General features: G+C 37.9%; 10 protein-coding genes and 1 other annotated feature. Of the genes, 5 read left to right on the forward strand and 5 right to left on the reverse strand.

Annotated features, from left to right (window positions below; all coding sequences use genetic code 11):
• On the reverse strand, positions 1 to 1061 hold a 1061-nt coding region (locus WBG45_RS04765), incomplete at its 3' end, for a S8 family serine peptidase (protein ID WP_424412638.1).
• Between the two features lie 401 nt (positions 1062 to 1462).
• On the opposite strand from WBG45_RS04765, the gene WBG45_RS04770 reads away from it, so the two are divergent.
• Positions 1463 to 2680 (forward strand): helix-turn-helix domain-containing protein, encoded by a 1218-nt coding sequence (locus WBG45_RS04770; RefSeq protein ID WP_424412639.1) that lies wholly within the window; start codon positions 1463 to 1465, stop codon positions 2678 to 2680.
• 12 nt (positions 2681 to 2692) lie between these two features.
• A complete protein-coding gene (locus WBG45_RS04775; protein WP_424412640.1) occupies positions 2693 to 2833 on the forward strand; it encodes a hypothetical protein in 141 nt (46 codons plus the stop codon).
• A gap of 201 nt (positions 2834 to 3034) precedes the next feature.
• Here the strand turns inward: WBG45_RS04775 and WBG45_RS04780 are convergent, their stop codons facing one another.
• Positions 3035 to 3838, reverse strand: a complete 804-nt coding sequence (locus WBG45_RS04780) for a methyltransferase domain-containing protein (RefSeq protein WP_424412641.1) — start codon at positions 3836 to 3838, stop codon at positions 3035 to 3037.
• A gap of 109 nt (positions 3839 to 3947) precedes the next feature.
• Positions 3948 to 4198 (reverse strand) — a binding site (T-box leader).
• A 523-nt stretch (positions 4199 to 4721) separates the two neighbouring features.
• Between WBG45_RS04780 and WBG45_RS04785 the strand changes: the two genes are divergently transcribed.
• Positions 4722 to 7388, forward strand: a complete 2667-nt coding sequence (locus WBG45_RS04785) for a PAS domain S-box protein (protein ID WP_424412671.1) — start codon at positions 4722 to 4724, stop codon at positions 7386 to 7388.
• Between the two features lie 62 nt (positions 7389 to 7450).
• On the opposite strand, the gene WBG45_RS04790 is transcribed toward WBG45_RS04785, so the two are convergent.
• Positions 7451 to 8434 carry an ornithine cyclodeaminase family protein gene (locus WBG45_RS04790; protein ID WP_424412642.1) on the reverse strand — a complete coding sequence of 328 codons (984 nt, stop codon included), beginning with the start codon at positions 8432 to 8434 and terminating at the stop codon, positions 7451 to 7453.
• A 78-nt stretch (positions 8435 to 8512) separates the two neighbouring features.
• Positions 8513 to 9817 carry an MFS transporter gene (locus WBG45_RS04795; RefSeq protein ID WP_424412643.1) on the reverse strand — a complete coding sequence of 435 codons (1305 nt, stop codon included), beginning with the start codon at positions 9815 to 9817 and terminating at the stop codon, positions 8513 to 8515.
• A gap of 174 nt (positions 9818 to 9991) precedes the next feature.
• Here WBG45_RS04795 and WBG45_RS04800 point away from each other — a divergent pair, with 174 nt between their 5' ends.
• Positions 9992 to 10507 carry a helix-turn-helix domain-containing protein gene (locus WBG45_RS04800; RefSeq protein WP_424412644.1) on the forward strand — a complete coding sequence of 172 codons (516 nt, stop codon included), beginning with the start codon at positions 9992 to 9994 and terminating at the stop codon, positions 10505 to 10507.
• Positions 10508 to 10641: 134 nt separating this feature from the next.
• Positions 10642 to 11568 carry a thermonuclease family protein gene (locus tag WBG45_RS04805; protein ID WP_424412645.1) on the forward strand — a complete coding sequence of 309 codons (927 nt, stop codon included), beginning with the start codon at positions 10642 to 10644 and terminating at the stop codon, positions 11566 to 11568.
• A gap of 576 nt (positions 11569 to 12144) precedes the next feature.
• Here WBG45_RS04805 and WBG45_RS04810 read toward each other — a convergent pair.
• On the reverse strand, positions 12145 to 13332 hold the full coding sequence (locus tag WBG45_RS04810) for a hypothetical protein (protein WP_424412672.1): 1188 nt from the start codon (positions 13330 to 13332) through the stop codon (positions 12145 to 12147).

Raw genomic sequence — 13332 nt, forward strand, 5'->3', positions numbered from 1 at the left:
TTGTAGCCACCATTGTTCCAAGTAGAGTAAATTGCTGCACCTGGAGCCGAGATTTCAACGTCACCTTGTTGGATGACATAGTCGCCATCAGTTGAAGCATATCCGCGAGAAGAGAAGTCTGCAACGCGGTATGTACCGTTTTGCTGAACGTTTTCTAATGCAGCAACTGCCACTGCGTTAACTAGTGCGCCTGGGTAGCCGATTGAACCTTGGTTTGGACCTTCGTTACCTGCAGCTGCTACAACTAGAACGCCTTTGTTGTATGCATATGTGACTGCGCTTGAGATTAAGCTGTCATTTCCTGCAGAGCCAAGTGACATGTTGATAACAGTTTTTGTACCAGTTGCCGTTGCTTGATCCGCTGTGTGACGGATGGCTGCAGCGATATCGTCCGAGTAGCCTGAACCATTGTCGCCAAGTACTTTGTATGCCCAAAGATCTGCTTGAGGTGCAACGCCGTAAACTCCTGCTTGATCGCTTCCTCCGTCAGCAAGAGCTGATCCTGCTACGTGTGTACCATGTCCATGTGCATCGTTACATGCGCCATTTACTGGTACTGTTACTTGTGTGAAGTCTTTACATTGCTCGACTGTGTTTTGAAGGTCATAGTGACCAGTGAATACGCCTGTATCCAGCACGGCGATGTTGATGCCTGCCCCACCAGAAGTTGTTGTCTGGCTGCTGTTATTATAAATTGCTTTGATGCCCCATGGTGTTTGGTGTGTTGGATATTCTGCCGCTTGTACCTCGCTTTGAGTTGCACGGACTTCTGTATCTAGTGTAACTTCTTGAACTTTTGTTACTTTCACATTTTTATTTTTTTGAAGTGCAGTAAATTGCTTTTCGCTCATTTCGGTTGAGAAACCATTTTCAGTTAGTTCCCATCTTGCTTTGTACTTCCCTTTAAGTTCCTTTTTCGCTGATTGATCTGTTGCCTCTACATACACTCGGAATTTCTCCACACCATTATTGTTGTCTGGTGCAGCACTTGCTCCAACACTAGGAATGGCTAGACTAGCAGTTAGCAACGCACTCATTAAGATTTTCTTCGATCTTTTCATTTCGTTTGCTCCTTTTTGTCAAATGTATTTTTGGTTCTGAATCAAATCTATCACAGCTTAATAGATTTGGTTATTGGGAAAATTGCCTTTTTATAGTTATTTAAATACAATATTTGGGTTTTGTTGAATCCGCCTATTTTCCTATATTCTTAATATTATATGAGTCAATATATCTCCTACGAGTTAACCATCTCGAGCCTTTAAAACTATTTTTGGAAAATTTAGATAAAAGAAATGATACATTTCATGGAAATAAGTTAAGATGAAAAGTAATCTCTTCATCGCTAAATCACATGTTTCTCGGCTCTTTATGCAGGTCGTTAATATTAATACATTGATAGTTGGGAAAATTCTAATTTTTTGTTAGTTTAAGTGAAAAATTTTGTTAGAGGGTGGAGTAAGTGAAAGTAGGCTCATTAATCAAGTACCATCGTACTAAAATGAAAATGACTCAGAATCAACTTGCAACTGGCATTTGTTCGGTTCCACACCTAAGTAAAATAGAAAGCAATAGCAAGGAAGCCAATGCTGAAACCATTAGACTTTTATTAAAACGGCTTGATATTAATATGGAGGATGTCGAGGAAAGTGAAAAAAAGGTTTTCAACTTATTAAATCAACTCTATCAACATATTTATTATTTTGAAGGAGAAAAAGTACAGAAAACCTTCCAAGAACTAGATGAATACAAGGAGATTATCGTTTTCACTCAACATCTCTACCTATATGAAATGTATAAACTTCGATACTATCTTTTTGTTAAGGACTTAGTTAATGCCGAGTACCAAATGCGTTTACTTCAATCGCAAAAGCAAAATATTTCCCAACATGAGAAGTATTTACTTTCATATTTCTCTGCGATATTGTTAATTTTGAGGGGGAAGTATGGAGAGGCTAACGAAAAGCTTTCAACAATCATCCAAGCGAATTCTAACAATAATACGGTTGAAGGTGAAATCTATTACCATCTAGCCATTGTCAAAGGGTATATGGGCGAATCAGGACACGCCATTTATTACGGAAAAAAAGCCATGGATTTGTTTAAAGATCACTTTAACTACAAACGGATGTTACATGTTCACATGTCTCTAGCGATAAACTATACGCAAACTAAGATTTATGATGAAGCGCTGGTGTGCTATGAACACCTCATTCGCAATATTGAAATGCTTCAAGAGTCTGATCTGCTTCCACAGATTTACCACAACATCGGTGATTTACGGCATAAGATGGGGGATTACTCCATTGCGTTAGATTACTTTAAGAAAAGCTCAGTTATTTTCAATAAGAACTCGAAAGATTACCTATTGTGTCTGTACAACATCGCGTTGTCACAGTTTAGATTAGAAAAATGGGTAGAAAGTAGAGAGAGTTTCATCTTATTAAATAAAGAAGCTCTCAAAATGAAAGCAACTCAATATCAGCTTTATTCATCGTTTTATTTATTGCTTTTAAATAATAAAAAACCACAAGCGATGAAATATTTAGAAGACAAAGTCATTCCCTTTACAGAGAGGATGGACGAACAAGCTGAATCCCATCAATACTTCTCTAGCATTCTTGCAGAGTATTATAAAACTGAAGGAAAATACGAAAAAGCAGTTAAATTCATTTTATAAGGAGTGTTAACATTGAAGAAATTCATTATTGTAGCATTGATTATTAGCTTTTCATCTATAGGTTCTTTGGTTTCTGATACAGAAAAAACAAATTCACTAGTAGCTAACGTGGAAGAAACAAATAGCATCCCTATTCACCCACCAGTGGGCTGAATAGATTTTATGTAATTAGCCTCATTACTCAATCGATTAACCAGTTTAGTTGTCTACTACAAAATCTAAATTAAACATACAAAAAAGAGCCCATTCGATTATGAATTGGGCTCTTTTTTGTAAATGATTAACACTTACACGAACATCGTTTTAGCATTGTTTTTAGTACTACTCAACTAAACACTCGATATTTAACAAAGCTTACTCTACTTTTTTAGCGATATACATAATATGTTCTGCTAAACTCAGCATATCTTCGCGTTCACATACTTGCTCTGCCAAGTCCAGCCATGCAGTTACCACTTCTGGTGTTTGACTAAGGAGTTCTGCCTCACGTAGATATAAAAAGCTTTCGCAATTAATTAAATGTAGCTTTTCGAGATTAAATTGTTCGAAAAATGGAAGTACATCTTTAGGACGGATAAAGAAATTGTCTGTAAACCCCCGTCCAACAAAATTTTCATCATCTAGCATCATATTTAGTTGTGATTTTCGCTCATTATTCAAAATTAAATTTGGGTTTCGTATTAAATAATCCCAAACGAATGAGTAGGAGGAAACGAATGCCACAAAAATAATTCCGTTTGGTTTTAATTTTTTAAAACATTCATTTATCGTTTTTACCCGATCAGTTTCATCTTTTAAATGATACATCGGTCCCATACAAAGCACATGATCGTATTGTCCATCTTCAATACTCGATAAATCACGACTATCTACACACATGCCACTAAGGGGGAGTCCATGTTTTTTTGCTTTATTCAACCCAAAATCCACATTTTTTTGTGAAAGATCCGCCAATGTCACTTCGCAGCCAAGTTCAGCCAAATAGAGAGAGTACTTTCCAGGACCTCCACCTAGATCCAAGACTTTGTCATTCGGTTTAATATAACGATTTAAATAGCGTTTAGTAAGTTCAAACTCGACCTTGTGTCGATCGAGCCGTTCCCATTCATAGTTTACTGTTTCATCATAAAATTTCCTTACGGTTTCTATGCTATCCATTTGAACACTCCTCTTAAAAAATAATCATAACGATGCTTCAGACAAATAAGAAAATCAGTTTACCTATAAAATAAGCCAATAAAAAAACTCTCACCCCTAAGAATTCATTCTTAAGGACGAAAGTTGTAGTTTCGTGGTACCACCTTAGTTTGTTGACATATCACTACATCAACCTCTTTGGGTACATCAATACCCTATCCGTATATCGGCAGAATCCGTCTTACTATCCCTGATTACAACATCAGCTTGGTAAGAAGCTCTGAGACTTTATTCATCAAGTTGATTATTCCCCCTTTTCAGCTAGCAGGGAGCTCTCTGGTTTAATCAATTCTTAACTACTCTTCTCTTCAACGCATCAATAGTATTTAATTTAGATGAGTTTAACAATTTTCCTTGTAATTGTAAATACTTTGTTTTCTGAAATTTAACACTTGAGCTTACTTGCTCCATCCCAAGAATCAAGAATAAATTGTTTAGTAAATCATTTCCTCTCCTCTTAAGTCACTTTCAAAACCCTTCTCATCGGACCATTTTAATAAATGCATGTGAAGGTCTTCCGCATCGCTCCAAATTGAGTTGTCTCCAGAGTAAAAAATGAAGTTTCAGATGGACGTTGATATTATGTTATTTGTAATGTTAATTGAGTAGGTATCCAATGTTTTATACCACCTATCTGAACGGATTTTCAATTGATTAAAGGCTTTTTCTCATGCTTATTTTCAAAACATAGATACCCTCGAAAAGTACTCATTCTACCTTATAATTAGTACTAGAATATACACTATATTTGTTGTAGAATGATTCATACAGGTAGTATTTTTCTATTATTTACCATGTATTTATGAGGATATTCACAAAAACGAAAGTAGGAAGAAACAACTTGATGAAAGATTTAGCATTACATGGATCTTTACTTATTTCATTTCTCTTTATTATTGGACAATTAGCTAGATTCTATTTAAGAAAGAATACTTCTACTAATTTATCAACTACTAAAATACAAATAATGGCTGGCCTTTCACTTGGTTTTTTAGGAGTCATTCTTATCTATTTTGGTATCCCTATTAATGAAAATGTCATCATTGACTTCAGACATATAGCAATTATCATCGCAGCTACTTTTTTTGGCTTCCCTGCGGCTCTTTTATCGTCCGTTCTAATCGCAATCATGCGCTTATTTGTTGGTGGGATTAACGAATTTTCAATAGCCTCTTCTGTCTTAATATTACTAATTGGACTTGTCACGGGTTTATTCTCTAGATTGTCGATTAGAAAAGAAAGTAGAATGTTATTACTCACATTGGCGAGCACTCTTCTTATTTACATTACTTTTTACATCAACCTGACAATTCTTTCAGATAATATGGATCAATTCAAACAAGTTTCCCAAATCTACTGGATTTTCTCTTTTTTAGGTAGTATTTTTGCTTTTTATGTGGCGAAATATGTTTTTTGGAGCATGGAGCTATTTATAGAACTTGAAAATACAAAGGTTAGACTGTCCACTCTCATTTCACATTTAGGCTCTGGTATTGTAGTTGAAACACCTGATCGTCGCATAGAGGTTGTAAACCAAAAAATTTATGACCTATTCCAAATTCCTCAAAAAGAAAATTTAATAGGCTTAGAAGTTGAAAAACTAAGTCAAAAATCCACCGTTGACATTGTAAATCCTCAGCAGTATCTCGGTCGAACCCTTGAACTTTTAGAGGCCAAAGAAACGGTTTTAAATGAAGAAGTTATACTTGGTGACGGTCGCATTATTGAACGTGATTTTGTCCCTATTATTTCAACAGATCAACGGAGTTTAGGTCATTTGTGGAACTTTCGAGATATAACAGAGCGCAAAGATTTTGAAAAAAGGACTTTTGATTCGAAAGAAAACTATAAACGACTTCTTGAACAGCATCAGTCTGTTATTGAAAATGTGAAAGAAGTCATCTTCCAAACAGATATCGAGGGAAAGTGGACGTTTCTAAACAAGTCCTGGACAGATATCACGGGCTATTGTGTGGCAGAATCGATGGATCAATCATTTCTGAAATTTGTCCATGTTGATGAGCAACATCGTATTGCAGATTGGTTTGACTCTCTCATCCACGAACGGAATGATGAGTACAAATGCGAAGTTCGTTACGTGACAGACTGTGGCACAACAAAATGGATTGAGATGTTTGCCAAACTAATATTTAATCCACAAGGTGAGATTATGGGTACTTCAGGTACTCTATTCGATATTACCCATCGCAAACTGATGGAAATTAAAATACTCGAAAATGAACAGCTATATAAGTCCTTATTTCAACACAACCAGAGTCCAGCATATTTGTTGGATCCTAAAGGACTTTTCACTGAAGTGAATGATGCGGCAGAATTGATGACTGGATACAAAAGAGAAGAACTCGTGGGCACATCATTTGCTCCGATAATTACGGAAAACTTTTTAGAGAATACGATTATGTATTTTAAGAGGACCCTAAACGGTGAATCTTTGACCTTTGAAACTGAAATTGAGAAACGAGATGGGAATATTGTCAGATTAAATATCAATATCACACCTATTATAATTGATGACAAGATTACTGGTGTAATTGGTATGGCTTATGATATAACATCGGCAAAACAAGCAGAAAGAAAGTTGATTGAAAGTGAAAATAGGTATCGGACTCTAATTGACCTTTCACCGGAAGTCATATTTGTTCACAGTCGCAATCAAATTGAATTTATTAACCATAAGGTAGTCGAATTTATTGGTGCGAAGAGTATTAACGACTTAAAAGGAAAAACAGTTTTTGATTTCTTACATCCAGAGGATCGACGAACGACCATTACGAATATGGCATTGGGATTTAAGGATGCAAGTCTGTTAACCAAATATAGTGAGTTACGATTTATCCGTTTTGACGGAAAAGTGGTCACTGCAAATGTAGGAGCTACCGTCATTGAATATAATGGGAAGCCAGCAATTATGGGCGTTATTCATGATATTACCGAGAAAAAAGAAATCGAAAGACAGTTGCTTGAAGCGAACGAAATGTTACAAAAAATCTCCAATTCAGATGGATTGACTGGGATTCCTAATAGACGCTCCTATGATGAGAAGTTGCAACAAGAATGGGAACTTGCTATCAACAATAACCAATCTATTTCATTACTTATGATAGACATCGATCATTTCAAATTGTACAACGATGCTTACGGACATCAACAAGGTGACCATTGCTTACAAGTAGTTGCGAAGTCCTTGCAACAAACCTTAGATGGTACGGGACATTTTGTAGCGAGGTACGGTGGAGAAGAGTTTTCAGTGATCATACGTGATTGTGATGAAAAGCGCACATTCAAAGTAGCGGAAACATTACGTACAACGATTGAATCTCTCAAAATTCCACATGCCCATTCATCAATTGGTCCCTTCCTTACGATTAGTATCGGAATGTCCAGCTTCAACCCAACTCGTGAAGCGTCTTTACATGATTTAATGAAATATGCGGATCAAGCACTTTATGAAACCAAGCGAAATGGACGAAATACCGTTCGAATTAATTAATCACGCAAAAAGGTGATTACTCCCTAGTACTGAGGAGTAATCACTTTTTAAATATCTTCACATTAAACTTCTACTTCAATCCCTACACTCGCTTCTTTTGCTTTTGCATAGACGCCTTTTGCGACTGCTAAATCAAAGTATGCAGCTCCAACGGATTTGAAAAACGTGATTTCTTCTTGCGCTTGTCGTCCGAATTTTTTTCCGACTACGAGTTCTCCCAGGTGTGCATGGATCTCTTCAAACGACCATTTGCCACTTTTCGCAGCATGCATGAGCTCACCAGCTTCATCTTTAACTCCTTCTAAATCATCCACAACAATTTTGTCTGTACTTAGAACAGTGGTTTCATCTACTTCTGTCATATGTGGTAAATAAGACCCCACCCCATTAATATGTGTACCTGGTCTTAGATCAATGCCATTAAAGACAGGTACAACGGAACGTGTTGCACAGCAAATAATATCTGCTTGTTTCACCGCTATTTCTACATCTGTTTCTACTTCGTATGGTATCCCCACGCCATGGACACGCAATTTCTCTCCGAAAGCTTGTGCTTTTTCTAACGTCCTGTTAACGAGAATGATTTTCTCAATGTCACGAACCGCGAGTACGCCGAGGACTTGTTCAAATGCCATGGCACCTGTACCAATTACACTTAATGTACTACTATTGTCCTTCGCTAATAAGTCAGTCGCAATGCCGCTAAGTGCCCCAGTACGTAATCTCGTTAAATACGATGCATTCATCATCGCGAGATGTTCTCCATTGGTGGCATCAGACAATAACAATACTCCTTGTGTGGTCGGTTTTCCTTTCGCCGGATTTCCCGGAAAAATCGTTACTACTTTTACCGCAGATACTTGTGAAGCTAAATCAGCACTCGGCATATATAATGCAGAGGCTTCGTATTCAGGAAAATCAAGAACGGTACGATGTGGATTATTTATTTTCCCATCCTCTTTAGCCTTCAACATTGCCGTGATATCTTGAATAGCATCAGTCATTTTATATAATTTATGTATTTGTTTTTCATTTATAACGAGCATGGTCAGTCCTCCTGGTAGCAAAGCGGAAAGCACCACAAAAGCGCTTAAAGCTAGATATAATAGTAGAAAAAGAGTCGCTTATGCGCGACTCTCATGTGCTTCTAAGATTTGTTTTCGTTGTTGACGACTACGATCTTTTACCGCCCAAATGGCCACAAGGGAAATGAGTGCCGTAAAAATGATGTATATCGCAACGGGTATATACGAGTTATCAAAACGCACCAGTAACGCGGTTGCAACAAGTGGGGCTGTACCACCCGCTACTGCGGCACCGATTTGATATCCTAATGAAATGCCTGTATAACGAATTTTTGCATCAAAAATTTCAGAAAACATGGTTCCAAGAACTGCAGTAATTGGTGCCCAGATGATTCCTAAACCGATAATGGTAGCGATAATGAGCAAGGCAACTGAACCTTGTTGCAACATCCAAAAGTATGGGAATGCAAATAGCGCCATAGCTACGGTTCCTGTAACATATAATTTTTTACGACCAACTTTATCTGATAAATTCCCCATCACAGGAATCAAAATCGTTGTTACTACTGTCGCAATCATAACGGCTGTTAAGGTAGATGTTCTAGTAAATTCTAAATTTGTTGTCGCATACGATACCACGAACGTACTGAAAATATAGAATGGCGCTGTTTCAACCACTTTTGCACCAATGGCAATTAAAACTTCACGCCAATGGTATTTCAGTGTGTCGACAATTGGCAGCTTTGGAATTTCTCCAGATTCTTGTACTTTTTTGAATTCAGGTGTCTCATCGATGCCTTTACGAATCCACAATCCAAAGACAACCAATAAAGCACTTAAGATAAATGGCACGCGCCATCCCCACGTCATAAATGATTCTTCTGGAAGCATGGTCATCAACCATAAAGCGATTGTACCCATGAACATCCCAATCGTGACACCCATTTGAGGAATACTACCATATAATCCCCGTTTTTCTGGTGGTGCATATTCTACTGCAAGCAGAAGTGCGCCTCCCCACTCTCCGCCAATTCCTAATCCTTGAACTAAGCGAAGTGTAATTAGCAAAATCGGTGCCCAAATCCCAATGGCTTGATATGTCGGCAATAAGCCCATTCCAAAGGTCGCCACACCCATTAAACTTAATGTTACGACGAGTGTTTTTTTGCGTCCAATACGGTCACCAATATGACTGAAAATGATGCCTCCAAAAGGTCGGATGAAAAAGGCTAAAGCAAATGAGGCATACGCTAATAATAGTCCTACCGTTGGATCTTCCGTGACAAAGAATAGTTGGTTAAAAACGAGAGCAGCAACTGTTCCATAAAGGAAATAGTCAAACCACTCAATTGAGCTACCTACTAAACTCGCAATTAAGACCCGACGTGTTTGTTTTTTATCCATCATAAATCCCCCTTGTGTTACGAATAAAATTGAAGTGATACTTCAATTTATTAATAAATTCATTTTAGACAGTTATAAATTTTCTGTCAATACAATGTCGTAAATTATATTGATGTTAGTATTTTGGTTGTTGTAAGATAAATGATATATATCACAATGAAGCGAGGAATTTTTATGCCGCAAGGATTAGTTGGAAATAGATTAAAAAATCTTCGCAAAGAACGGAATTTAACATTGAAATATTTGGCAGAAAAAACTGGCGTATCCATCAGTTTCTTATCACAGGTTGAACGAGGAAAATCGAGCGTTACATTAGAATCACTGAAAAAAATAGCTGATGCGTTAGGTGTAAATCCGAGTATTTTCTTTGGAAAAGATGATCTTCAGGAAGACTTGACTACTCGCCTAGAGCGCTTTTATTACAAAGATTTATCATACGGAATTCAAGATGCCACCTTTTCTCCTATTTTGGTGACGCTCCAACCTGGAGAAAATGAAGGAAATGCTTTTTCCCATGATGGTCACGAATTTTTGTTTATAGTGGAAGGCTTATTAACCGTTGAAATTGATGGAAAGCAATTACAATTAAGTGAACAACAATCCATTTTATTCGACGCTCACAAAACACACTATTGGTTTAACCATACAAAAGATGTCGTTCGTTTTTTAGTGGTTTCATCTACAAATTAGATTAAATGGACCTCCTTGAAATAAATTCAGTGAGGTTTTTTTAATGGAATTATTTTGAAGGTCAGAAATTTAATGTCTAACCAATTGATTTGGTTGTTATACTAGAAAAGTAAATATCAAGGAGGATTTTGGAATTGAATTTTAATTTTCGTGAAATATTAGCGTTATTCATTATTGGCAGTACCCTTTTCTTTTCAGGTTGTGGAACTACATTAACGAGTAGTGAAGATGAAAAGTATGAGCCAGTTGTAAAAGAGTCGACTACTCAAGAAGACCGGTCTGGGGAAAGTGCTAAAGAAGTAGTGGTGAAAGAAGAAAAAGCGCCGACCATCGCACCTGTCGAAGTTAAGCCTACAGCACCAGTCAAGGTCGCTCCAAAAGAAGGAACAACCGATCAAATTCCGGTGACGCTGGTTTCCACCACGGACGGCGATACCATTCGAGTGATGTATAAAGGTGTCAATGAACCGGTTCGTTATTTATTAATAGATACTCCTGAAACTAATCATCCGCGTCTTGGAAAACAACCTTTTGGAACTGAAGCCAAGGAACGTAATCGAGCACTTGTGAATAGTGGGAACTTAACTCTTGAGTTTGATGTAGGTGAAAAGCGTGATAAATACGGACGTTTGTTAGCTTATGTCTATGTCGACGGCAAAAGTGTTCAAGAAACATTGATTAGCGAGGGCTTAGCACGAGTTGCTTATGTTTACCCACCAAATACTCGCCATTTAACACCTTATGAAGAAGCACAGCAAGTTGCTAAGTCGAAGAAATTAGGGTTCTGGGCTGTTGAAGATTACGCTTCAGATTCAGGATTTGCGAACACTCCAACTGCTTCTTCAGAAAGTAGTTCTTCCAGTGCAAATTCGGAAGCTGCATCTGAAAGTTCAGCAGCTACTTCAACTCCTAGTGCTCCAGCAGCTACAACAGGCACGACAGAATGGTTCGATAATTGTACGCATCTGCGCACCAAGTATCCAAACGGAGTTGCAAGCGACCACCCCGCCTATCAGGCCAAGATGGATAGAGACAAAGACAACTTTGCATGTGAAAGATAATGAATATATAGGAAGTAAACATGCTGGAATGCGATTCATCCAACTTGAATAGGTTTTCGACCAACTACAAGGCGTTTGCGACCAACTTGGGCAGGTTTCCAACCATCTTAGACATCTTTTCGACCACTTGAAGGATTTTTCAACCAAGTTGGCTCTACTTCTCGTTTGAACTCATGCATTTCTCTTTTACTTGAGTTAATTTTATAAATGCCTTTTGATGAATGATACACGAATATTTGAAGGGTATTCCTTTGAATTGGTTAAGAATTCCGGTCATTTGATTGGAGTGAAGGGCGGCGACTCCAGCGGGAAAAGTGTGTCCAGGTGTGACCCCACAGAGAGCGTAGCGAACGAGGAGGCACACGGACCACCCGCGGAAAGCGTCCGCCCGTAACGGAAATCAACAGAATTTCTGTTTTTAGCATGTTCGTGTTTACATTCGGTTTTATGACTTATGAAATCGACTAAATTAGCTAAGCAATTGTTTTGTAGAGAACTTACGTTACGTAAACAAAATGGACCTCCTCGGAAAGAATTCGAGGAGGTCTTTTTTTGTTGTAAGATCACTCATGGCGATTACAAGAAGCCGACAAAGATACCTGCAAGGATGACAGAAACAATTGTGACGGTAATGAATCCTGCAACTAACATAGGAGGCAACATGTGGCTCGTTAACACTTCACGTTCCTTTTCGTCTTGAGTTAATGAATTGATGACTTCGTTTGTAATGATGTAATCAGCTGGGAAACCATAGAGTGCGGTTAAAGACACGGCAAAAGCCATTTCTTTGCTGACTTTTAAAACTTTGCTCATAATTAATGAGAACACGTACATGCCTGCTACCCCTATGAGGATACAGCCAACTAACGGCCAGATTAATTCCACCATCATGTCTGGTGTCGCTTCCTTTAAACCATCTAGAATGAACAGCATCAATCCTAAAATGGCGAATCCAAAACCATTTGCTTTTTTCAACGGGTGTTTTTCTAAGAATCCAACACTTGTTGCAATGACTCCAAAGAGTAAACACAATACGAATGGACTAATAGTGACTATTGGCGCTAGCCATACAGACACTTGATAAGCTAAGAAACCCACAAATGCTAAGCGGAAGAACTTGAAAAATTCGGTATTGTATTTTTCAGGCATCCATTTAAACATTTTCAATTCATTTACATCTGAATCAATATTGCCGCCCTCAACTTGTTTCTCATCTATTTCTCCATTACGGAACTTTTGAAGCAAACGGTTCCCTTCTTTTTTTAACATAACTGACGTTAAGGGATAGCCAGCGAACCCTTGCATGACATAAATAACGATAGCGAAAACTGCTAAACTAGGAAGTCCTGCTGCCGCAGCGCCTTCAGACATAATAAGCGCTGAAACTAGTCCTCCAACTAGAGGTGGTATGGCAACAATGATCGTTTCACTGCCGAAAAGAAATGTCCCGATTGCAAATAATGCTGTGATAATACCGAGAATTCCAGCTAGTGCGATTAAAATCGTTTTCCATTGATTAATCAATTCTTGCACAGACAACAATGTGCCCATGTTGGTAATTAATAAGTAAATTAACATCACCGCTACTGCTGGTGGTACACCGGCCAGTTCCACGATATTTTCCGGAAAAAACGTCCAATAGCCGATTAAGAAAAGGACGGCGCTAATAAAAATGGAAGGAACCCAAGCTTTGGTTCGAATCGCAACTACATCTCCAATAAAAAGGAAAAACACCAAAATACTTAACGCGAACATCTGTGACAT

This window comes from Paenisporosarcina sp. (assembly GCF_049671445.1).
In the GTDB taxonomy this organism is placed as follows: domain Bacteria; phylum Bacillota; class Bacilli; order Bacillales_A; family Planococcaceae; genus Paenisporosarcina.